Origin of the sequence: Erwinia sp. V90_4 (assembly GCF_029967685.1) — a bacterium.
GTDB lineage: Bacteria > Pseudomonadota > Gammaproteobacteria > Enterobacterales > Enterobacteriaceae > Erwinia > Erwinia aphidicola.
Genome location: NZ_JASCAQ010000047.1, coordinates 24,440 through 47,013, shown reverse-complemented (window position 1 = coordinate 47,013; position 22,574 = coordinate 24,440). Strand labels below are relative to the sequence as shown.

Annotated in this window: 21 protein-coding genes and 1 pseudogene; 16 read left to right on the top strand and 6 right to left on the bottom strand. The window is 58.2% G+C overall.

All coding sequences use genetic code 11. The features are described from left to right. Nucleotides 1–62 precede the first annotated feature (62 nt). A complete protein-coding gene (locus tag QLG07_RS12035; RefSeq protein ID WP_282469290.1) occupies nucleotides 63–1,328 on the top strand; it encodes a phosphatase PAP2 family protein in 1,266 nt (421 codons plus the stop codon). An 88-nt stretch (nucleotides 1,329–1,416) separates the two neighbouring features. Here QLG07_RS12035 and abgT read toward each other — a convergent pair whose 3' ends face one another. The 3 genes from abgT to QLG07_RS12020 form a co-directional block, all read right to left on the bottom strand. Beyond that, nucleotides 1,417–2,940, bottom strand: a complete 1,524-nt coding sequence (abgT, locus tag QLG07_RS12030) for a p-aminobenzoyl-glutamate transporter (RefSeq protein WP_133622748.1) — start codon at nucleotides 2,938–2,940, stop codon at nucleotides 1,417–1,419. 101 nt (nucleotides 2,941–3,041) lie between these two features. Next, nucleotides 3,042–4,490: a M20 family metallopeptidase gene (locus tag QLG07_RS12025; protein WP_282469289.1), complete on the bottom strand. Its 1,449-nt coding sequence runs from the start codon at nucleotides 4,488–4,490 to the stop codon at nucleotides 3,042–3,044. Continuing rightward, nucleotides 4,487–5,806 (bottom strand): amidohydrolase, encoded by a 1,320-nt coding sequence (locus QLG07_RS12020; protein WP_133622749.1) that lies wholly within the window; start codon nucleotides 5,804–5,806, stop codon nucleotides 4,487–4,489. The genes QLG07_RS12025 and QLG07_RS12020 overlap by 4 nt, the downstream gene beginning before the upstream one ends. A gap of 132 nt (nucleotides 5,807–5,938) precedes the next feature. On the opposite strand from QLG07_RS12020, the gene QLG07_RS12015 reads away from it, so the two are divergent. The 4 genes from QLG07_RS12015 to QLG07_RS12000 all read left to right on the top strand — a co-directional run bounded on the left by QLG07_RS12015 (nucleotide 5,939) and on the right by QLG07_RS12000 (nucleotide 9,966). Continuing rightward, nucleotides 5,939–6,847 (top strand): LysR family transcriptional regulator, encoded by a 909-nt coding sequence (locus QLG07_RS12015; protein WP_048914638.1) that lies wholly within the window; start codon nucleotides 5,939–5,941, stop codon nucleotides 6,845–6,847. Between the two features lie 142 nt (nucleotides 6,848–6,989). Beyond that, nucleotides 6,990–8,072, top strand: a complete 1,083-nt coding sequence (locus QLG07_RS12010) for a porin (RefSeq protein ID WP_282469288.1) — start codon at nucleotides 6,990–6,992, stop codon at nucleotides 8,070–8,072. A gap of 126 nt (nucleotides 8,073–8,198) precedes the next feature. Next, entirely contained in the window at nucleotides 8,199–8,696 is a 498-nt protein-coding gene (locus QLG07_RS12005; RefSeq protein ID WP_282469287.1) for a GNAT family N-acetyltransferase, read from the top strand. Nucleotides 8,697–8,838: 142 nt separating this feature from the next. Continuing rightward, entirely contained in the window at nucleotides 8,839–9,966 is a 1,128-nt protein-coding gene (locus QLG07_RS12000) for an ABC transporter substrate-binding protein (protein WP_133622751.1), read from the top strand. A gap of 267 nt (nucleotides 9,967–10,233) precedes the next feature. Here the strand turns inward: QLG07_RS12000 and ftnA are convergent, their stop codons facing one another. After that, a complete protein-coding gene (gene ftnA / locus QLG07_RS11995) occupies nucleotides 10,234–10,746 on the bottom strand; it encodes a non-heme ferritin (protein WP_048914644.1) in 513 nt (170 codons plus the stop codon). Nucleotides 10,747–11,072: 326 nt separating this feature from the next. After that, on the bottom strand, nucleotides 11,073–11,978 hold the full coding sequence (locus tag QLG07_RS11990; protein ID WP_133622752.1) for a sugar-binding domain-containing protein: 906 nt from the start codon (nucleotides 11,976–11,978) through the stop codon (nucleotides 11,073–11,075). Between the two features lie 267 nt (nucleotides 11,979–12,245). Here QLG07_RS11990 and QLG07_RS11985 point away from each other — a divergent pair, with 267 nt between their 5' ends. From QLG07_RS11985 to QLG07_RS11950, 8 genes and pseudogenes are all read left to right on the top strand, one after another. Next, complete coding sequence (locus QLG07_RS11985; protein ID WP_048918056.1) at nucleotides 12,246–13,178, top strand: tagatose-bisphosphate aldolase; 933 nt, start codon at nucleotides 12,246–12,248, stop codon at nucleotides 13,176–13,178. Then, entirely contained in the window at nucleotides 13,171–13,752 is a 582-nt protein-coding gene (locus QLG07_RS11980; protein WP_282469286.1) for an AAA family ATPase, read from the top strand. The genes QLG07_RS11985 and QLG07_RS11980 overlap by 8 nt, the downstream gene beginning before the upstream one ends. Nucleotides 13,753–13,981: 229 nt before the next feature. Continuing rightward, nucleotides 13,982–14,425 carry a PTS sugar transporter subunit IIA gene (locus QLG07_RS11975; protein ID WP_099755201.1) on the top strand — a complete coding sequence of 148 codons (444 nt, stop codon included), beginning with the start codon at nucleotides 13,982–13,984 and terminating at the stop codon, nucleotides 14,423–14,425. An 89-nt stretch (nucleotides 14,426–14,514) separates the two neighbouring features. Continuing rightward, a complete protein-coding gene (locus QLG07_RS11970) occupies nucleotides 14,515–14,814 on the top strand; it encodes a PTS sugar transporter subunit IIB (protein WP_062818079.1) in 300 nt (99 codons plus the stop codon). Between the two features lie 41 nt (nucleotides 14,815–14,855). Then, complete coding sequence (locus tag QLG07_RS11965) at nucleotides 14,856–16,121, top strand: PTS sugar transporter subunit IIC (protein WP_048914648.1); 1,266 nt, start codon at nucleotides 14,856–14,858, stop codon at nucleotides 16,119–16,121. 15 nt (nucleotides 16,122–16,136) lie between these two features. Continuing rightward, nucleotides 16,137–16,439 carry a hypothetical protein gene (locus tag QLG07_RS11960; RefSeq protein ID WP_048914646.1) on the top strand — a complete coding sequence of 101 codons (303 nt, stop codon included), beginning with the start codon at nucleotides 16,137–16,139 and terminating at the stop codon, nucleotides 16,437–16,439. Between the two features lie 245 nt (nucleotides 16,440–16,684). Then, nucleotides 16,685–16,834 (top strand): annotated as a pseudogene (locus QLG07_RS11955) (DUF5431 family protein); the annotation flags it as partial. Beyond that, the gene (locus tag QLG07_RS11950) at nucleotides 16,776–16,901 is read left to right on the top strand and encodes a type I toxin-antitoxin system Hok family toxin (RefSeq protein ID WP_282469293.1); all 126 of its coding nucleotides are present in this window, start codon (nucleotides 16,776–16,778) and stop codon (nucleotides 16,899–16,901) included. The pseudogene QLG07_RS11955 and the gene QLG07_RS11950, both read left to right, overlap by 59 nt. A gap of 124 nt (nucleotides 16,902–17,025) precedes the next feature. Here QLG07_RS11950 and QLG07_RS11945 read toward each other — a convergent pair whose 3' ends face one another. Beyond that, nucleotides 17,026–19,197 carry a TonB-dependent siderophore receptor gene (locus QLG07_RS11945; RefSeq protein ID WP_048914647.1) on the bottom strand — a complete coding sequence of 724 codons (2,172 nt, stop codon included), beginning with the start codon at nucleotides 19,195–19,197 and terminating at the stop codon, nucleotides 17,026–17,028. Between the two features lie 454 nt (nucleotides 19,198–19,651). On the opposite strand from QLG07_RS11945, the gene QLG07_RS11940 reads away from it, so the two are divergent. Genes QLG07_RS11940 through QLG07_RS11930 form a run of 3 tightly spaced genes read left to right on the top strand, consistent with a single transcriptional unit; the run spans nucleotide 19,652 to nucleotide 22,568 of the window. Then, nucleotides 19,652–20,497: an ABC transporter ATP-binding protein gene (locus tag QLG07_RS11940; RefSeq protein WP_048914649.1), complete on the top strand. Its 846-nt coding sequence runs from the start codon at nucleotides 19,652–19,654 to the stop codon at nucleotides 20,495–20,497. Further along, nucleotides 20,494–21,519, top strand: a complete 1,026-nt coding sequence (locus QLG07_RS11935) for an iron ABC transporter permease (RefSeq protein ID WP_282469285.1) — start codon at nucleotides 20,494–20,496, stop codon at nucleotides 21,517–21,519. Before QLG07_RS11940 ends, QLG07_RS11935 begins: the two co-directional genes overlap by 4 nt. Further along, a complete protein-coding gene (locus tag QLG07_RS11930) occupies nucleotides 21,516–22,568 on the top strand; it encodes an iron ABC transporter permease (protein ID WP_282469284.1) in 1,053 nt (350 codons plus the stop codon). Before QLG07_RS11935 ends, QLG07_RS11930 begins: the two co-directional genes overlap by 4 nt. Nucleotides 22,569–22,574: the final 6 nt, after the last annotated feature.

Below are 22,574 nucleotides of genomic sequence, written 5' to 3'. Positions count from 1 at the left end.
GTCATCGGGAGGGATTAGCCTGGCAAGCGGCAAGGTTTCTACTTAAAAAATAAGGATGGTTTATGCGCTTTCGTTTGACCTTACTGACCGCAGCGCTGCTGGTCAGCCCGCTTTCCCAGGCAAAAACAACTTCCCCCCTCCCTGACGTGGCCGCCATCGCTGACAGCGTGACCAACGCGAATGGCAGTGCGGATTATCTGGCGCTGCAGAATCACGTGCAGAGCGCGCTGGTGGAGGCCATCAAAGGCCAGCACGAGAAGATTGAGCGCGGCCAGCTGGAAGAGGCGAAGCAGGGTAACGCGCTGGCCGATAAAGCGTGGCTGAAAGCCAGCGGCTACGACTTTGGCAAAAAGGACAATCAGCAGGCGGGCATTGCGCTGCTTAGCGCCTTCAGCGCGCTGCCGCAAGACACGCTGAAGCAGAGCCTGGAGACGGTAGAGAGCATCAACCTGAATGCCAGCGCCACGCTGCGCCAGCAGGCGCTGATCGATGCTGAAGGGCAGAACTATCTCTACTTTCTCGCCGATGCGCTGGGGCCGCGCCTCGGTCAGGCCTTCGTCAATGCCTATAACAAAGGCGAGCTGGGCAAAGCTGCCGCGCTGATTAAAGCCAGCGAAGTCAGCACAGGCGAGGCAAAAAAGCATTTCGACTATAAGCGCCCGTTCCTGATCCCGGGCAACACCATTCACCTGGTACCGGACAGCGCGGTGGTGAAAGATAATCAGCCCTACACCGCCGACGGGGGATCGTTCCCCAGCGGCCATACCAACACCGGCTATACCGATGCGCTGCTGATGGCGCAGATGGTGCCGGAGCGCTTTGTGCCACTGATCGACCGCGGGGCGCGCTACGGCTATTCGCGTATCGTACTCGGCGTGCATTATCCGCTGGATGTGATGGGGTCACGCATGGTGGCGCAGCGCAACGTGGCGCACTACCTGAACGATGCGGCGTATCGTAAATTGTTTGATGAGGCGAAGCAGCAGCTGCGCGATGCGCTGGAGAAAGAGTGCGGCATGTCGCTGAAGGCCTGCGCGCAGGTGCCGCTGAAGGCGGATCCGTACGCGGCGCAGCCGATGCAGACCTTCTACCGCTTCACGATGACATACAACCTGCCCGCGCAGCCGGTGAAAGCCGCGCCAGTTGTGGTGCCGCAGGGGGCGGAAGTGCTGCTGGAAGCGCCGCTGCCAAACCTGAGCGCCGCCCAGCGCCGCCAGCTGCTGGCCCGCACTGCGCTGGCGAACGGCTATCCGCTTTCCGGCAATGCCGACCAGAGCTTCTGGCAGCGGGTGAATCTGCACGATGCGGTAAGCGCGGGCAGGCGTTAATCCCGGGTTAAATACATGGGGCGGGCGTGCCCGCCCCCTACGCCATTCAATCGTAGGGGCCAGGCATGCCTGGCCCGTAGTAAATCCATCACGGCATTGCCGGGTACACGCCCGGTCCAATCGGCAGGCCCAGCGCATACCACGCCAGCAGCAGTGCAATCCACACGGCGAAAAACACCAGCGGGTACGGCACGATCAGCGTGTAGTAAGTGCCGAGCTGCGCATCTTTGCGGTAGCGCTGCAGGAAGCCGAGGAACAGCGGCAGGAAAGGGGACATTGGCGACAGCGGCAGCACGGCGGAGTCGGCGATGCGGAAAATCATCTGTGCAAAAGCCGGATGGAAGCCAAGCAGCATAAACATCGGTACGAAAATCGGCGCGAGAATCGACCAGATAGCCGAACCGCTGGCGATAAACATGCACAGAAATGCCGACAGGAACATCAGGCCGATAAACGCCGGGGCGCCGGTCATCGCCAGCTGCTCCAGCAGGTCGGTCAGCCCGACCGCCATAAACGTTCCCATGTTGCTCCAGTTAAACATGGCGACAAACTGGGCCAGCGGAAACACCATCACGATAAATCCGGCCATACTCTTCATCGGCTCAATTAACAGGGCGGGCACGTCGTCCGGGCGTTTAATCTGCTTCGTCGCCACGCCGTAGGTAATCGCCACCACAAAGAAGAACAGAATAATCAGCGGTACGATGCCTTTGATAAACGGCGAGGGAATGATCGAACCGCTGGCCGGATCGCGCAGCATCGAGCCTTCCGGCACCACCATCAGCGCGACCAGACCAATAAACACCGCGGCGGCAATCGCACTCATCAGCAGGCCGCGGTTCTGCAACGGCGTCAGGCTGGCGAGCTTCTCCTCACTGCTGCCCTGCCACGCGGGCAGGCGCGGCTCGACGAATTTATCGGTCAGCAGCCCGCCGGCAATCGTCAGTACCACCACCGAACTTGCCATAAAGAACCAGTTGTCCACTACGCTGACGTGCACCGTATCGCTGATGGCTTTCGCTGCCTCGCTGCTGATGCCGGAGAGCAGCACGTCGGTGGTGACAATCAGCAGGTTAGCGGTAAAGCCGGAAGCCACTCCGGCAATCGCCGCCAGCAGCCCGGCGACCGGGTGGCGGCCGACGGCGATAAACATCAGCGCGCCGAGCGGCGGCATCACCACCAGCGCGGCATCGGACGAGATATGGCTGAAGAAGGCGATAAACAGCACCATATAGCTGGCGTAGCGGGCACTGACAAACGAGGCCATCTTATTCATTAGCGCCTGCAGCAGCCCGGTGCGCTCGGCTAAACCGGCCCCGATCATCAGGGCAAGGATTGAGCCAAGCGGGGCAAAGCCGCTGAAGTTCTTGATGATATTCGGCAGGATCCACTGAATGCCCGCCACGCTCAGCAGGTTCTTTACCTCGACCATTTTGCCGCTGGCCGGGTTTTTCACCGCTACGCCAAACCAGGAGAGCAGCGCGGTCGACACCATCAGCACCGCGATCAGGTAAACAAATAACAGAAACGGATTGGGCACTTTGTTGCCGATGCGCTCAATCCAGTAAAAGATTTTTCCCGGGCTTTTGTTGGCCGCTGTGGTTTCGCTCATGGATCATCCTTAGCCTTGTCGTCGTTACGGTGTTGTTTGCGTTTTTTGGTTTTTTTTACGGGGCCGGGATCGAGCCAGGCCTCCGGGTGGTGCTTGATGCGTTATGCCAGCGGCGTCGGTTTTACTCCGGCCGGAATAGGGCAGTGATAGGGCTGTTTTGCCCGCTGCTGGCGAAACTCCTGCTGCGCCTCTGCCAGCAGCTGCGCATCGCTGAACAGGGCCAGCGCGGTCGCTGCCAGCGTTTTACTTGCAAGAGACATGCCTTTATGGGCAATCGACGTGCGTCCCTGGGCGACCAGCTGCCAGCTGTGCAGCGCGGTGCCGAAGGCAAAGCAGGGGGTGAAACACTGCGCGGTTGGCGCCACCCAGCTGACGTCGCCAACGTCGGTGGAGCCGTAAAGTACCTCCTCGCTGGCGCAGTAGGGCGCCACGCTGTCCATCAGCACGCGGTCCCCCAACGCCTCAACCCATTTACGGCCTGCATCCCCCCCGGTACGCGCGGCGTTAAGGCCCGCGTTGCGCAGATCGTCCGCGCTCAGCGTCTGGCGGATCTCGCTGGCAAACTGGCGCTCAGCGTGGCTGTATTCGGGCAGGCCGAAGTGGCTGAGCTGGCGATACATCAGCCGTTCCAGCGTCCGATTGGGCTGATAGTTAGAGCAGGCTTTTTCAAAGCGCAGCGTCATTTCCGTGCCGGTCATCAGTGCTGCACCGCGCGCAATATCGGTCAGCCGCTGGTAAATATCCTGCAGCTGGTCGAGCTGCGGGGCGCGCACCAGGTAGAGCACTTCCGCCTCCGCCTGCACCACATTGGGGGAACTGCCCCCGCTGTTGGTCACCGCATAGTGCAGCCGCGCTTCAGGAATAATGTGTTCGCGCAGGAAGTTAGCGCCGGTGTTCATTAATGTGACGGCGTCCAGTGCGCTGCGCCCGAGATGCGGGGCGTTGGCGGCGTGGGAGGCGACGCCGCTGAAGTGGAAAGCCGCCTGGATATTGGCGAGGGTGGCGGTATTAAACATGCCGCTGAACCCTTCCGGATGCCAGGTGAGCGCGGCGTCGACGTCGTCAAACAGCCCTTCGCGCACCATAAAGGTTTTACCGGAACCGCCCTCTTCGCCCGGGCAGCCGTAAAAGCGGAGGGTGCCCTTAGTGCCATGTTGTTGTAACCAGGCTTTGAGCGCGCAGGCGGCGGCCAGCGCGGCGGTGCCGAGCAGGTTATGCCCGCAGCCGTGCCCGTTGCCGTCGGCCACCAGCGGCGTGCGCGTGCTGCTTCCCGCCTGCTGGCTCAGGCCGGCCAGCGCGTCATATTCGCCCAGCAGGGCAATCACCGGCTGGCCGCTGCCGTAGCTGGCAATAAATGCCGTTTCGATACCGCCCGCCGCCCGCTCAATGCGAAAACCCTCCTGTTCCAGCGCGCCGGACAGCAGCCCGGCGGCGAAGGTTTCCGTAAAGCGCGTTTCCGGCTGGTCCCAGATGGCGTCACTTAAGGCGGTAAAGCGCGCCTGATGCTGGTCGATATAGCGGGCGACAAAGTCATTCATCTCAGGGTTCATGCGGCCTCCGGCTCAAACTGTTCAATATTGAAGGCAATTGCCGCGAGGGTCTTCACCGCCACGGCCATCACCTGCTCGTTGAAGTCGAATTTTTCGTTGTGATGCCCGGCGCTCAGCTCGGTGCCGAAAATAATGTAGGAGGCCTGGCCGCCGCGCTGTTTTACCCGCTCCATCATGTAGGTGGCATCTTCCGAACCGGCGGCCGCACCGCGCGTGTCCACCAGCGAGGTCAGCTCGGGAATATGCCGCGCCTGGCGGCGGATATAGCGTACCCACGGCGCGGTCGGCTGGCTGCTGCGCGCCGCACCCACCAGCGTCACCTGATGTTCCACACCGTACATCGCGGCGGCACCGGCCAGGGTTTGCAGGGCGCGCTGATAGATAAAGTCGTTGATTTCGTTGGTGGCACCGCGGGTTTCCACCTTCATCATCGCCCGGTCGGCCACGACGTTGCGCCCGGTGCCCGCCTGCAGCACGCCAACGTTGACGCGGGCGCTGCCGCCGCTGTGCTGAGTCAGGGTATGCAGCGCCAGCGCGGCCTGCGCGGCGGCCAGCAGGGCGTTGCTGCCCTCTTCCGGGCGCGCTCCGGCATGGGCGGCATTGCCGCGAAAGCTAACGTCGAGCTTAGTGGTGGCCATAAAGTTATCGCTGCCGCACACCAGCTCCCCGGCGGGCACCCCGGTGCCGATGTGAATAGCGGTAAAGAAGTCGACATCGTCGACCACCCCCGCTGCAACCATCGATTTCGCGCCGCGCGTGCCCTCTTCGGCAGGCTGGAAAATCAGCTTAATTGTGCCGCACAGCTCCCCGGCGAACTGTTTCAGCACCGCCGCGAGCCCGAGTCCGATGGTGGTATGGCCGTCGTGGCCGCAGGCGTGCATCATGCCTGGATTAATAGAGCCGAAGCCCTCGGCGTGCGGGCGGTGCTCCGCGCTCTGGTTCTCAACCACGTCGAGCGCATCCATATCGACGCGAAATGCCATCACCGGACCGGGCCGGCCGGTTGCCAGCGTGGCGACAATCGCGCAGAAGCCGCCGGAGAAGTGCGGCAGCCATTCGGGCAGCGCCCCCTGCTCAAGCGCGCGCTGTTCGTGTTGGGCCAGCACGTGCGCGGGGGGCAGCCCCATGCGCGCTTCGGCGTTGACCACCTCTTTGCCGAGCTGCAGCGCGTAGCCAAGACGATGCAGTTCAGCGGCGACCAGCGTGGCGGTGCGGAACTCCAGCCAGCCGGATTCGGCAAATTTATGCAGGTCGCGGCGCTGTGCCTGCAGGCGTGGCGCAATCTCTTTCACAAAGTCAGCAATAGCCTGGTGCATCGGTTCATCCTTCTGAATTGGGCTTAATTTTTTCAGGGGTTCACCTTCTGTTCTACACAATGGATCCCGCAGGCAGAAGATGCCAATATCTTGTGATTGATAATCAACAGTTATCACAAAAACGGAGTTCCGATGCCCGCATCCATCAAGCTGCACCAGCTACGCGCCTTTGTTGATGTGGCGCGCCACGGCAGTATTCGCGCCGCCAGCCGCGCCGCAGGCCTGTCTCAGCCCGCTTTAACAAAATCGATTCAGGAACTGGAGGAGGTGCTCGGCGCGCGGCTTTTTATACGCCGTCGTCAGGGCGTGGCACTCACCGAAATCGGTGATAACTTTTTCCAACATGCGAGCCTGATCATAGAAGAGCTGCGCGTCGCGCAGGAGGATATCCAGCAGCGCCTGGGGCTGGCGGGCGGCACGGTCAATATCGGGGTGGGCGGCAGCATTGCACGCACCCTGATGCCGCAGGTGATCACCCAGTTCCGGCGTCAGTTTCCCAACGTGAAGATCCGCATCGTTGAAGGGCAGCTGGTCTCGATGATCCCCGAACTGCGCCAGGGCGAGCTGGATTTCACCATTAACACTTCCTATCCCGGCCACCTGGACAGCGAGCTGAGCTATGAACGGCTGATGGAGCGTGAATACCGCGTCGTGGTACGCAAGGGGCACCCGTGCCAGCACGCGACTTCGCTGGCGGAACTGCAGCACTGCGACTGGACCATGCCAACGCCGCGCGGTAGCTACTACCGCCTGCTGCACGATCTGCTGCACGATATGGGCATGGCCCCGGCCATCAGCGTTACCTGCGAAACCTTTATGGCCTGCACCAGCCTGATTGCGCAGAGTGACTTTGTCAGTATTCTCTCCAGCGATGTGATTGGCGATCCTATTCTGGGCAATCAGCTGGTAGCGCTAAATATCAAAGAGCAGCTGCCTAATGCCACCTTCTATTTAATTCAGCGGAAGGACACTACGCTAACGCCAATGGGGGCCGAGCTGGCGCGTTTATTTCGCATTTATTGCGGGAAATCGGTTAAATAATGGTTAAAGCACTAAAGATCACGACGATGATCTAATTGATATTTTATACGTCTCCATTCGCGGATTTCTTATCAGAATTTATTAACAGCAATGGAGCGATATTTTGCAATATACAAGGATGTTACTGGGCGCGAGCGCGCTGATGGCTTTAGTTCCGGCCTCTCATGCGGAAGTGACGCTGTTAAAGAAGCAGGCTTTTGATATTGGCTGGCTCGATCCGTTAAGCCTGCAAATTGGCGGCAGTATCCGCCCGGAATTTATCTGGAACCGCGGGCCGGATAATCATAATGGTCATGATGGCGGCACGCGTTTACGCTTCAGCAGTGATTATGCCCTGACGTCAGACACCTCCATTATTGCCTATTACGAATGGGGTATTGATACCGCACATATGCTCGGTTTGAAAAATCATTACGATCACGATGGCAACTGGGACAAGCAGCGCCAGCTGTATGGCGGTATCAAAGACGATCGCTTCGGCAAGCTGACATTCGGCCATCAGTACGGCGTTTATTATGAGACCGTCGGGGTAAAAAGTGACGTCTGGGATAATGACGGTCATGCGGCGGCGGATGGCAGCGGGGTGGCTGGGGACTACGACGGTGGCAACCGCCCCAAAAATAGCATCCACTACACCAACACCTTTGGCGACCTGACGCTCTATACCGCCTGGCTGCTGCCGCAGAATGATCTGGTGCTCGGCGGCAACAAATATTACCGTCGCGATCGCGGCGCGGCGATTGGCTTCGATTATCAGCTGGATAAAGATCTGACGCTCAGCGCGGCGTGGGATCAGACCAAAGCAACGATAAAACATGGCAACGGCACGCAAACCAGCTATCAGCAGCACTATTCCGGCATGGCGTTAACCTGGCAGCCAAATAACTGGTATCTGGCGGGGACCGCGACCTATTACCGTCACTTCCTGCCTAATCAGCACGCCGAGCGCATCGATCGCTATCTGGCCGGGGATGGCTACGGCCTGGAGGCGTTTGGCGGCTACACCTTCAAGATTAACAAACCCGGCCTACAATCGATTCAACCCTATGTGGCGGTGGACAGTCTGCGCCTGAAAAGCGATGAAAACTACCATGCGAATCACACCTATGTTGGGATGGGGGCCGATATCGGATGGGGCTTCAGCGTTTACCTGGAGCGGACGTTCACCGCCAGCAGTGACAACGATCCCGATGAAACCTGGCTGACGTTTTACTATAATTTCTAAGCAGTTCCAGCAGAGAGTGGAGAAAATTTCATTTCAGCATTGGCGAATTTTCATTCGCCAATGCATGACCAAAGCGCTAGATTAATCCGCAATGCCAGAATTATCTTAACCAAAGCGGAGCTCACCATGATGCCCACACAGCATGTCACCATTCAGCGCTATCGGTCGGAGTTTCAGGCTGGAGTTGTCGATCTGATCCTGCCGATCCAGACCGCAGAGTTCGGCATTAATATCACGGCGGAGCAGCAGCCGGATCTCAGAGATATTGAAAACTTTTATCAGCATGGCAGCGGGGATTTCTGGCTGGCGCTGGTGGGCAATAAGGTGGTGGGCTGCATCGGCCTGAAGGATATCGGCAACCAGCAGGCGGCGCTGCGCAAGATGTTTGTTGCGGCAGAATGGCGCGGCAGGCAGCACGGCGTAGCCTCGGCGCTGTTGAACACGCTGATCATGTCGGCGCGCGATCGCCGCGTAAAGGACGTGTTTCTTGGTACCACCTCCGCCTTCCTCGCCGCGCATCGTTTTTACGAAAAAAATGGCTTCAGTGAAATCCTCCCCGCGGAGCTGCCCGCCAGTTTCCCGCTGATGGCGGTTGACAGCAAATTCTACCAGTTCAGCTTCTGAATCATGGCGCCGCCGGGCGCCGTGATAATCACCGCCCGAAATTTCTCTCTGACACATCTTGTAATAATCAGCCGCTCGTCGTAGCATCGCCACGTAATTGCGATATTGATAATAATAATCATTTTCTTTTATGAGGTTGGCTATGACGTTCTGGGGTAAAGCATTAATCGTTGCTGGCGGGTTGCTCTCATCCGCCAGTCTGCTGGCCGCGCCGTTCGTGGTGGAAGATGTCAGCGGGCGTAAAGTTGAGATTAAATCCGAAGTGCAGCGGGTGATCCTGGGTGAAGGGCGGCAAATCTACCTGCTGGCCGCATTTGATACCGATGCCCCATTCAAGCGCGTGGTGGGCTGGCGTGACGATCTGCCCAAAGCAGACTTTGACAGCTACCAGGTCTACGCGAAAAAATACCCGTCTATCACCCGGCTGCCAACTTTTGGCGGCGCGAAAGATGGTACCTTCAACGTCGAGCAGGCGCTAACGCTGAAGCCGGATCTGGTGCTGATGAATCTTGAGTCAAAAGCCGCAACTGATGAATCCCAGCTGACGGAAAAACTGAACAAGCTGGGCATTCCGGTGGTGTTTATCGATTTCCGCGAGAAGCCGTTTGAGAATGCCGAGAAAAGTATCCGCATCATGGGGCAGCTGGTAGGCAAGCCGCAGCGGGCGGAGGAGATTATTGCCTTCCGCCAGCAGCAGATCGACATCGTTACCGATCGTCTGAAAAACTTTCAGGGTACACGGCCTAAAGTGATGCTGGATAGGGCGGGTGGCTATACCGAAGAGTGCTGCATGTCATTCGGCGATGAGAATTTTGGCCGCATGGTCGAAGTGGCTGGCGGGATTAATATCGCTAAAGGGCTGATTCCCGGCACCTTCGGCACTCTTAATCCGGAGCAGATTATTGCCGCCCGCCCGGATGTGGTGGTGGTGACCGGCGCTAACTGGAAGAACTACAACACCGCCGGAGGCTGGGTCGGAGTGGGCCCCGGCGCCAATATCAGCGAAGCCACCCAGCGGCTGACGGCGCTGATGGCCCGCCCGGCATTTCGCACGCTGCCGGTGGCAACCAACGGGAACGCGCACGCTATCTGGCACCAGTTTTACGACAGTCCGTACCAGTTCGTCGCCATTCAGGCGCTGGCAAAGTGGCTGCATCCCGAGCTGTTCAAGGATATCGACCCCGATGCCACCTTCCGCGAGTTCCACCAGCGTTTCCTGCCGATCGACTATCAGCCGGGATACTGGGTGACGTTGAAGCCGAAAGGGTAACAGGGGGCAGGGCTGCTTTCACCCAGAGCCTTATCGTCGCGGTGATAGATCCACTGCGAGCACGGTAATAGCGGGGAAGGAGATCGGACGGAGATAAAGCCGGACGTCACGTGGCAGGGATGCCGCGTGCCGAAGCCCGCAGGGAGCGTCGCCGTTCCGGCGTGCTCAGGCTGAGCGCAGACCGGTTAGCCGACGTTTAGCAATCGCAGTCACTTCTGAGGATAACTCAGGGGCCAACCCTCATTTCGATCGGCCCTTTGCCGCTTGTTAACCGTGCGCACCTGCGCCTGGCTCACTCAGCTTCTGCAAATCTTTATCCACGAAGAACAGCGCCTGGCCGCTGTTGCCTACCAGCGCCAGCTTATCCAGTACTGATTTAAACAGCTTCTCTTCTTCGTGCTGCTCAGCCACATACCACTGCAGGAAGTTGAAGGTCGAATAGTCCTGGGTGGTGATCGCCGCGTGCGCCAGCTCGTTGATTTTTCCAGTGATCAGCTGCTCGTGCTGATAGGCCTGTTCCAGCACTTCGTGCAGGGAGTTAAAGGTCACCGGCGGTGCCTCAATCGTACCCAGCACTGGCATCGCGCCGGTGTCGCTCAGGTAGTTGAACAGACGCTGCATATGCTGCATCTCCTCATTAGAGTGCTCACGCATAAAAGCAGCCGCGCCCTCAAAACCTTTGTCGTTGCACCATGCGCTCATCTGTAGGTACAGGTTGGCAGAATAGAATTCCAGATTCAGCTGATCGTTCAACTGAGCAGTCATTTCGTTAGTCAGCATGGTGACTCCTTTAATTTATTTATAGGGTGAAGCAAACAGGTGATTTCTGCGCATTATGCATGCATTAAGAACAAATAAAAACCGTTTTATATAGCAAAGGCTAAATTAAATTTGCTTACCTAAAGTTATGATTGGTAAGTGATAATCATTCCTTGCTGAATCTAAATTGTTCTGTTTTTTAAATAAGTTTGATAATTATTCTTATTAATAACTGGCGGGTTAAAAAAGCGAAATGAGAGTAACTTAGATATAAGATATTTCTAATAACTGATGATTTTTATGAGGTTAAGTGCCTTTACCCTTAAGGTAAAGGCACATCGCAAGAGTCAGAGCGTTTCGCTTACCAGGCGGTCGAGTATCGCCTGGGCAGTTTTAATATCGGTGACCAGCGCGTTGATCATGCCGGAACGCACGGCGCCGATGATCCCGGCCGCTTTTTCTGGGGTGGCGGCCACGCCAATGCACAGTGGCGTGCGGCGCAGCTGATCGGGGGAGGCGGCGATCATGCGCTGTTCCCCCTCCCAGTCCAGCACTTCTCCCGCTTCGGTAACGTAATGGCGCAGCACATCGCCAGCGGCATGGCTCAGCGCCTGCTCGTCCGGCGTGGCGGTGCTGGCTTCCATCGGCTGCGGCGCATGATGCGTCAGGCCCACGCCGACAATCGCCACGTCGAGCTTGTCCCACAGCGAGGTAATTTGTTGCACGCCGGGGTCGCAAAGAAACGCATCGCGCAGCACCGGGGAGGAGATATAGGGCGCATGCAGAAAATGCGGTGTGCCGCCCATCTGTTCTGCGGCCTGGCGCACAAATTCGTTAATCTGAAAATGCGCCGCCGCCTGCTGCATTCCGCCGTTCAGCGCCACGGTTATGACTCCCGGCAGGCGCGGCAGACCGGAGAGCGTGACTTCACGCACTGCCCGCCCCCAGCCGATACCCACCACAGAACCGCTAACCAGATCCGCTTGCTGCAGCAGCGAGGCGAGCGGAGCGCTCAGCGCGCTCAGCACGTTTGCGGGTGGCGACTCCACTACCGCTGCACTTTTTAACCCCAGTTGAGCAATGAGATCGGCGGTGATCTCCTCGGGGGACGTCAGCTCAATCACCTCGATCCGCACGATCCCCGCCGCGCGCGCTTTGGTCAGTAGACGCGAGATGGTAGCGGTGGAAACGCCCAGTTTTTTAGCGATATCAACCTGCGACATATCGGACTGATAGTGCAGCTTCGCCACCATGTGCATCATCGCCCGGGTGGTGGCGGGATCTTGTAAAAGTGGCTCTTTCAGGTTGTAATTCCTTTCTGCAATGTATTACACTCAGTTCATCGGTTGGAGAATTATTGCGCAACACCAGACAAATTGCAATGTGCACAGGTGGCAGAAACCCCTGACAGGACAGGAGATTCAGCGGAATCAGCCCGCGGTCGTGCACACAGGCTAAAGGTAACTTTCTGGTCGTCGATGACGGCTTTTTTTACCCTAGTACTAAGTGAGGACCACCCTATGTCACACATGTCTACTTCCGAACTGCGCGGCTATCAGCAAATTTGTGGCAGCAACGGCGCGATGCTGGTGATCGCCTGCGATCAGCGCGGGGCCATGCGTACCCTGCTGAGCGCCGACCCGGAACAGCAGAAAGCGATCTCTGAGCAGCAGCTGGGCGGCATTAAAGCCGATATCACCCGCTATCTTGCCAGCCAGGCCTCTTGCGTACTGGTGGACGCCGTCTGCGCGGTGCCGGATCTGGTTGATGACGGCATTATTGCCCGCGATACCGCGCTGCTGATCGGCCTTGACGCATCCGGCTTTGACACCACGCCGGAAGGCTACCGCAATTCGCGCCTGGTGGAGGGCATCAGCGCCCGCCGCGTGCGCGAACTGGGCGCTAACGGGGGGAAAATTATGGTCTATTTGCGCGCCGATCGCCCGGACGCCAATGGTCATAACCTCGATATTCTGCGCCACTGTATAGAGGACTTCGCCCGTGAAGACCTGCTGCTGGTGGTTGAGTTCCTCACCTACGCTCTGCCCGACGAAAGCGAAGAAGCGTATAAAAGCCGCGTGCCGTCGCTGATCTACGAAGGCACCAGGCTGTCGCTGGAGCTGGGCGCCAAAGTGCTGAAAATCCCTTATCCTGGCTCGGCCAAAGACTGTGCGGCGATCACCGAACTTGCCGGGGACGTGCCGTGGGCGGTACTCTCGGCTGGGGTCGATCACAGTACCTTCTTAGGCCAGGTGGCGGATGCGATGAGCAACGGTGCTTCCGGCGTGATTGCCGGGCGGGCGCTGTGGAAGGACTGCATCTCGCTCGATCACCGCGTCACTCGTGAAAAGCTGGAGACGCTGGCTATCCCGCGCCTGCGTGAAATCCAGGCGGTGATTGGCAAACATTTCCAGCCGCGTACTACCACAGAGGAAAGCACCAGCCATGCCTGATATGTCCACTCTGCAGCCCACTGCCCAGCAGCCCGGCGCTAAACGCCTGGTGATGGTTAACGGCGTACCCGCGTCGGGCAAGAGCCATATCGCGACCCGTCTGGCAACGGAAACCGGCTGGCCGCTGCTGACGCTGGACACGATTAAAGAGCCGTTTATGCGCCAGCTGACCGGCGTGGATCGTCCGATGAACCGTAAGCTGGGTATTGCGGCTTATCAGGCGATTTGGTCGATTATTGCGGCGGCACCTGCGGGGAACACCTTTATTGTCGATGCGTGGTTTGGCTTTCAGCCGAAGGCGGATCTCGAAGACTTTATCTGCGGTGCAGGCATTGAAACGGTGGCAGAGATCTGGTGCCAGATCCCAGGTGAACTGGCGGCACAGCGCTACGCCGCGAGGCTGAATACACGCTTGCCGGGTCATCCGGGGGCGGAATATGTCGCCGAACTGCAGCTGCTAGCCGACAGCGCTGAGCCGATGAGTCTGGGGCCAGTATGGCTGGCCGATCAGCGCAGCGACATCGACTTCAGCCAGTTAACCCAGTGGGTGCGGGAGATCATCGAACGGGAGTAATAAACCTTTTAACTATCGCCGATAATTAAAGTCGATCTTTCCTGAGGGTTCACAGGAATTAAATTAATGACGAATACTGGTTGAAATAACCAGCTTGATGCCATGGCTTTAATTTTAATTGAGTGATATTTAATTATTTATTATTCAATAAGTCAGTTTGATCACGTTTTTAATATTCGACAGAAAGTATAGTGAATTAACTCTCTGAACAATAAACAAGGGCAGCCGAATGTTAACCGACTGGATTAATAACAGTAATCTGAAACTGTTAACGCATACTGATAACTGGCAAAAAGCGGTAGAGATTGCGCTGCAGCCGATGATCGATAATGGTGCAGTGGAACCCCGATACCTTAATGCTATTTATGATATGCATAAGCAGATTGGCCCCTATTATGTGCTGGGTGAAGGTATTGCGATGCCGCATGCCCGGCCAGAAGAAGGGGTTATCAGAACCGCGCTCTCTTTATTAATTGTTTCAGAGGGCGTGAGTTTTGGCAGTGAAGATAATGACCCGGTGTACGTGATATTTGCCCTGGCTGCTGTCGACAGCCATTCTCATATTGAAATGATCGCCAGTCTGTCACAGCTGTTTTGTGAAGATGGCGTAGTCGAGCGGCTGCGCCAGGCGAGAGAACCATCAGCAGTGCTGGAGATTTTACGCCAGTTCTGAACCCCGGAGCGGTCAGGGGAAGGGATGCCCGTCAACATACCCGCAGTCAGTAGTCGCGGACTAACAGACACTTAATTAAGGTATGCCTGATGAAAAAATTATCCATTCTGGCGGTATGTGGCGCCGGGCTTGGCAGCAGCTTTGCCTGCGAAATGAGTATTGAAGCGGCGCTAAAAGATCTGGGTGTCGATGCGGACCTGTCGCACTGTGATATATCCAGTGCCACCTCATCTCGCGTTGATATTATCATGACCGGTGAAAACTTCCGTTCACAGTTTCAGCATTACACCATTAACTCCACCATTATTTACCTCAAGCGGCTGGTGGATAAAAACGAAATAAAAACAAAACTAGAGCCAATCCTTAAAGAGAAAGGCTATCTTATTTAATTTTTCATTTAAATCCGATTATAAGTGAACAGGGGAGTATTATGTCTTTCCTTACCTTTATTGTCCATGATGTACTGGGGCAGGCGTCAATTCTTATTTCATTGATTGCCATGATCGGCCTGATCGCCCTGAAAAAAAGCCCCGGACAGGTCATTACCGGAACATTAAAAACGTTACTGGGTTTTTTAGTTCTGCTATCCGGTGCCAGCATTATTGTCGCCACGTTGACCTTCCTCGGGGAGATATTCCAGAAAGGCTTTAATATGCGCGGCGTGGTAACCGATGTGGGTTCTATCGCCGGGATTGCACAGCAAACTCTCGGCCGTGAGACGGCGTTGATCATGGTGGTGGCGTTTATCGTCAATATCCTGGTTGCCCGCCTGACGCGCTGGAAGTATATCTTCCTCACCGGGCAGGCCTCGCTGTGGATGGCGACCGTCTGTTCGGTTATCGGCTACATGGGCGGCCTGCGCGGGGTGGAACTGATCCTGCTCGGCGGGGTGATTGCCGGGCTGATGGCAGTGCTGATGCCGGCGATTGCGCAGCCGATTGTGCGTAAGATCACCGGCGGTGATGATATCGCCCTCGGCCACTTCTGTACTATCGGCTATATGGTGCAGGCCGGGGTCGCTAAAGTCACCGGCGACGTCAGCAAAAGCACCGAGGATATGGAGCTGCCACCCGCGCTCTCCTTCCTGCAGGATACTTATCTGTCGATGATGGTGGTGATGATCCCGATCTACCTGATCCCGGCGATTGCGGCCGGTCCGGAAGTGGTGGCGGCATCCTCTAACGGCGTCAACTATCTGGTATACGCCTTCCTGCAGTCGATTCAGTTTGTGGTTGGCGTTTACGTGCTGCTGGCCGGGGTGCGCCTGCTGCTGGCGGAGATCGTCCCGGCGTTTCGCGGCATCGCCCTGCGCGTGGTGCCGGATGCGGTTCCGGCGCTCGACTGCCCGGTGCTGTTCCCCTATGCGCCGAACGCGGTGATTGTCGGCTTTATTTCGACCACCGTCGGCGCGGTGATTGGCATGTTCCTGTTCCCGTGGGTCGGGCTGGCGATGATCCTGCCGGGCATGCTGACTAACTTCTTCGCAGGCGGCACCGCAGGCATCTTTGCTAACGCGGTTGGCGGGCGGCGCGGGGCGATTATCGGCGGCGTGTTCCACGGGCTGTTTATTACCCTGTTACCGGCGCTGCTGCTGCCGCTGCTCGGTCAGTACGGCTTCCAGAACGTCACCTTTAGCGATTCGGACGTGATCGGCGTCGGTCTGGTGTTTGGCCACATCCTTAACTTCTTCCATTAATTAACCGGAGGCTTTATGGACGCAATTGACAAGATCTTACAGCAGGGCCTGGCGCCGAAGGAGTGCGCCGCCGCGCTTAACGAACTGGGTAAAGCATTCTCTGAGTCGGGTGACGGCGACAGCGCCATCCAGTGCTGGGAGCAGAGTATGGCCAGCTACGGTAAGCCGGGCTTTGCCCAGGCGCAATTGATGAAGGCCTACAACGCCAAACGCCGCGCCTGCTCGCAGGCCGGGGACGGCAAAGGGATGGAGCTGTACTCAGAGAAAATTGACGGCCTGATGCAGCAGAGCAAGGACGCAATCCGCTACGGCTTTTAAGCCCAAATCACAGCGGCGACCCGGCCCGGGCGTGGATGCCGGTTAACGAAATAGGTTATTTAACTAACTAATTAGAAAGGTTTTTTTGAAATTTAACCTTTGTCAACCCGGAGGGAATGGCGCTATAGTCGGCGCGGCGCTTGAGGCTTTTTGCCTCATGTGGCCGGTAGTGATGCTGGTTTGTAGTGAGGCAGAAAGAAGAAAGCCCCGTAAGTTAATTTTCATTAACCCACGAGGCTCACCCTATGTCCAACCAACATCAGGATAGCCTCTTACCCGCCGCAAGGCAAGGAGTAGCCGGCTATGAAACTGCCACGCAGTACCCTTATCTGGTGCATATTTATCGTGTGTTTCACACTGTTAATATTCACCTGGCTGACGCGAAAGTCGCTGTGCGAAATTCGCTACAGAGATGGAGACAGGGAGGTGGCGGCTTTCATGGCTTACGAATCCGGTAAGTAGCAACCTGGAGGCGGGGAGCGATCCCTGCCTTTTCAGGCAGCCGATGCTGTGCTGGCACCGCAAGCGCCTTTATAAAGGGCTGTCCGCTTCCCGGGCAGCCCTTTTTTACGTTGATCGGCGGCTATCAGAAATCCATCTTCACGGTAAACTGCACTTCACGCGGGTCGCCAATCTGGTTGGACAGATTATTGCTGGCGATAGACGAGGTGTAGTAAGTCTTATCAAACAGGTTCTTCACATTGACCTGCAGGGTGACCGGGTTCTGCGTCTTGATCTTATACGAGGCAAACGCATCGGCCACCGCATAGCCCTGCAGCGAATAATCCTCATCGTTGTCGCCGGAACGGCGGCTGACCGCGTGGCCGCCGCCGCCGACGGTCAGCGTATTACCGCCGATGACGTTGTGGAAATCGTAAGTCAGGAACAGCGAGCCGGTGTGACGCGGCACGTTAGGCAGCATCTTGCCCTGATAATCCGGGTCTTCCAGCACTTTGGCATCGGTATAACCGTAGCTGGCGATCACGTTAACGTTCTGCGTAAGCGCCCCGGCGACATCGACCTCAACGCCGCGCGAACGCACTTTTCCGGCGGTTTTCGCCACGCTTTCGCCGTTCACCGTGTCGGTATACAGCACGTTACGCTTGTCGATGTTGAACAGGGTAACGTTAGCGGTCACGCCGCTGAACAGGTCGAACTTGGCACCCACTTCATATGAGGTGGCGGTTTCCGGCGGCAGCTCGCCGATGTAGCTGGCGATAGAGTACTGCGGCATAAATGACTGCGAGACGTTACCGAAGAAGGAGACGTTCGGTGCGGCCTTATACACCAGGCCAAATTTCGGCACCCAGCGGCTGTCGCGGCTGTCGGTATTGACGTTGAACGGGCGGCCTTTACCAGCGTATTCGGTGAAGGTGGTGTAGCGCATGGCGCTGACGGCAATCCATTTATCGTTCAGGTAGAGCGAGTCCTGCACGTAGCCGGAATAGCTGACCTGCTTGATAGTCTGGTCGCTGTCGGAGGCCGACACGGTGGTGCATTTGCCGGTTGCGCCGTAGGACGGATTGTAGATATTGAAATCTTTAACGTTTTTGCAGCGGATCATATCGGTGCGCAGCAGATCGTAGTTCTCATACGACAGCCCGGTAAGGATCTCATTATACAACCCGCCGATCACCACATCGCCCTGCAGGTCGAAGCGCGCGGAATGCTGGCGCTGGGTCGATCCCTGGGTGGCATCGACGCGGCGTGTCAGGTTGCCGGTTGCCGCATCATAGGCCATCACGCGTGCCTGATTATCGCTGTACTTATCCTGGCTGAAGCTGTAGTCAAACTTAGCCGTCCACTGATTGTTGATGCGGTACTCGGTGTTGAGCTGCGCGAGGTCGGATTCGCCGTCGGTGATATTGTAAGCCTCGTCAAAGCGCGTTTCGCGGCTGACGTTGACCGCATGGCCGGTATCCAGGTCAAAGATAGTGCCGCGATCGAACGGCGTGCTGTAGTTACGGTGTGCGTAAGAGACGTTTACCGTCGCGTCATCGCCAAACCAGGTCAGGGAGGGGGCGATAAAGCTGCTGCGCTCGCTGCCGAAATTACGCCAGTAATCTTCGTGCTGATATGAGCCGATCAGGCGGTAAGCAAGCCGGGTTCCGGCGATCGGGCCAGTCAGGTCGACGCTGCCAGTACCGCCCCCGAAGCTGGTGGAGGTCGCTTCAATCGCGCCGCCAAAAGTGGTCTGCGGGCGCTTGGTGATGACGTTAATCATTCCGCCCGGATCGAGAATGCCGTACAGCGTTGAGGCCGGGCCCTTTAACACTTCCACCCGCTCGGTGGCGGCGTTGAAGCTGCGCGGCAGCACGGTTTTTAGCCCGTTAGTCATCACCGAGCCGTCGCGATTACTGCCGAAGCCACGGCGTACAAACGCATCCTGAGTGCCGCCCAGCGTGTTGGTCTGTACCACGTTGCTGACGTTATTCAGCACTTCATCCAGCGTGGTGGCGTGCTGATCCTGAATCACCCGGTCGCTGACGGTATTCACCACCTGCGGAATATCCAGCAGCGGCATATTGGTCAGGGTGGCGGTGGAGGAGCTGAGCGGCTGATAGCCGGAAGTCATTGCCGCGTCTGCGTCAGCGACGCTGGCCTCTACGGTCAGCGTCCCGCCATCGCTGGCATCCGCTGAAGTTTTTGCGCTTTCCTTCTCCGCTGCAAGAGCGGCAGGCGAGGCCAGAGCACCGACAAACATCAGTGAAAATAAAGCCGATCCTTTTTTCCCCAGAAGCCAGGATAATTCTTTCATTGGTTCTTTTTCCCGCAAGCGATTCTCTCCCCTTTCCGGGGATGATGGTGAGTTATTGTCATTGCCCGATGATTGCGTCTCTGCGCAGCGCTATCCGTGAGACCCGGCAAACGGGAGTCGGATATGTAATTGAGAATCATTCAAACACGTAGTGATGTAGTAGTAAACGTAAAAAACAGCAATCAAACCGACAAGAATAAAAGCGGATTGTTGTCCTGTTTTATTTGAGGTTGTTTTTTATTAGTTAATTGAAAATTAAAGGTATTATATTTATTTATCTTTCCTGTTATTTCCATAAAAAGGGTGAGCCTGCGCGGTAGTTCAGCTCGCTATTAGTTCTTGACTACTACAGTCATTCTACGCATGATCGAGAAAACGAATGAGAGTTATTTTTATTTGATACCTACGCGCGCGCTGGCTCTGCCGTCACGCCGTGGCGGTGCAGGAGCCAGCAATGCCACAGCGGGTGGAGAACACAGCAGATGAAATCACTGCGCCAGCAGAGCACGGAATGGTCCTTGACCAGCTGTCAGCAGGTTACGGCAAGCAGCTGATTGTTAATGGCGTCAGCCTGCACATTCCGCACGGGAAAATGACCGTACTGGTGGGGGCTAACGGCTCCGGCAAGTCAACGCTGCTGACCACTATGGCGCGCATGCTGCTGCCGCTCGGCGGCAGCGTGCGGCTCGACGGCAAATCCATTCATCAGCAGCCGACCAAAGCGGTAGCGCGCCAGCTCGGCATGCTGCCGCAGTCGCCGCTGCTGCCGGAAGGGCTGACGGTGTTTGAGCTGGTGTCGCGCGGGCGCTTTCCCTGGCAGGGGTTTATGCGCCAGTGGTCAGCGCAGGATGAGCAGGCGGTGGAAGAGGCGCTGCGCCTGACCGGCACGCTGGAGTTTGCTCATCAGCCCGTCGACAGCCTCTCCGGTGGGCAGCGTCAGCGCTGCTGGATCGCCATGGCGCTGGCGCAGCAGACCGCCACTATCCTGCTGGATGAACCGACCACCTTCCTCGACCTGCGCTACCAGGTGGAGATCCTCGAACTGCTGCACGACCTTACGCGCCTGCATGGCCGTACCGTGGTGGTGGTGCTGCATGACCTTAACTTTGCGGTCAACTACGCCGATATGCTGGTGTTCCTCAAGCAGGGGCGACTGGCGGGCGTGATTAACGAGGGTGAAAGCTGCACTCCGGAGTTGATCAAAACGGTGTTCGACGTCGAGGTGCAGATGTCGCTTAACCCGCTGACCGGCAAGCCTCTCTTTATGCCATTTCGCCGCCGCGAGACACCTGCCGGATGAGCGCTCTCGCCGCTATCCTGCGCCGTCGTCGCGCTCGCCCGTTCAGCGCGCTGCTGACCCTGCTGGCGCTGCTGCTGGCCTGTTCGCTGGTGCATCTCGGGCTGGGGGCGCGCTATATCGGCCCGACAACCGTGCTGCGGGCGTTACTGGAGTATGACCCGCGCAACTTTGACCATAGGGTGATTGTCGACCTGCGCCTGCTGCGGCTGGCGGCGGCGCTGCTGACCGGCGCCGCGCTCGGCGTGGCCGGGATGCTGTTACAGGCGGTGATCCGCAACCCGCTCGGCGAGCCGCATATTCTTGGCTTAAATGCCGGGGCGGCGCTGGCGGTGATCATCAGTTCGGCGCTTGGCGCCAGCTGGGGCGGAATGCTGTTTGGCCGCCCGCTGATTGCCGCCTGCGGGGCTGCCGCGCTGTTTGCCGTCGTGATGCTGCTGGCCTCTGCCGGGCGCAGCGGTTTGACGCCGCTGAAGGTGACGCTGTGCGGCGTAGCGCTCTCGGCCTTTGCCTCCTCCATTACCGCTGCCATTCTGATCCTCGACGAGCAGACTCTGCTGGCCATGCGCACCTGGCTGGCTGGCGATCTTGCCGGGCTGAGCTGGGCGGTGACGGCGGCGGCTACGCTGCCTGCGCTGATTGGCCTGCTGCTGGCGCTGGCGATTGCGCCCTATCTTAACGTGCTGGCGCTGGGGGATGTTGTCGCCAGCGGGCTGGGCGTCAATATCGCCCGTACCCGTCTGCTGGGGCTGATTGCAGCGGCGCTGCTGTGTGGTGCGGCGGTGTCGGTTGCCGGCCCGCTCGGCTTTATCGGCCTGGTGGTGCCGCATATCGTGCGGCGACTGATGACCGATGATATTCGCGCTGGTATTCCGCTGTCGGCGCTGTGTGGAGCCCTGCTGCTGCTGCTGGCGGATATTGCCGCGCGCACGCTGATTGCCCCGCAGGAGCTGGCCACCGGTGTGATGACCGCGCTGGTCGGCGCCCCGGTATTTATCTTTATTGCCTCAAGGTTCTTCAAATGAAAAGTGCCGCACAGCGCGTCGGTTTCCACCGTCTGCAAATGGCGCGCTGCACGCTGCTGCTGCGCCCGCGCCTGCTGATGATTGGCCTGCTGCTGGCCGCCTGCGCCGTGGCGCTGCTGGCGTTCGGCCTGACGCAAGGCTCGCTGCCGGTTCCGGCTTCCGCGATTGGCCGGGCGCTGTTTTATCCGCAGCCGCTGCCGGTACAGCAGCACTATATCGTTTGGGATATCCGCCTGCCGCGCCTGCTGATGGCGGCCCTGTGCGGCGCGATGCTCGGCATGGCCGGGGCGGCAATGCAGTCGATCACCCGTAACGGGCTGGCCGACCCCGGCCTGATTGGTGTGAAAGAGGGCACCAGCGCGGTAGTGCTGACGCTGATCCTGTTATTTCCGGCGCTCAGCCTGCTGTGGCGACCGCTGGCGGGGATGGCGGGCGGAGTGATGGTGGCGCTGCTGGTCATGGCGCTGGCGCGCGACTTCTCACGGCCGCGTTTTATCTTGATCGGCATCGGCGTTTCCTGGCTGTTTGCCGCGGGCATCGGCGTTTTTATCACCACTGCCGACGTGCGTGACGTGCAGACGGCGCTGGTGTGGATGGCGGGCAGCCTGCATGCCGCTACCTGGCCTCTGCTGACGGTGGCCTTCGCCTGGGCGCTGCCCGCTGCGCTGATCCTGTTTCTCACTGCGCGCGCATCCGACGTGGCGCTGCTTGGCAATCAGGCGGCAACCGGGCTTGGGGTGCGCCTGCAGCGGCTGTCGCGGGTGCGTTTTTTCGCGCCAGTGCTGCTGACGGCGGCCAGCGTCTCCTGCGTCGGCAGCCTGGGCTTTGTCGGGCTGATCGCCCCGCATATGGCGCGTTTTCTGCTGCGCGGCGGCCAGGTGGCCCTGCTGAGCGGCAGCGCGCTGATTGGCGCTCTGCTGGTGCTGGTCACTGATAATCTGGGGCGGCTGGCGTTTGCCCCGCTGCAAATTCCGGCGGGCATTGTGATGGCGCTGGTTGGCGGCCCGTTTTTCCTGCTGCTGCTGTGGCGGCGGCGCGATATTTTGTAAGCCTTA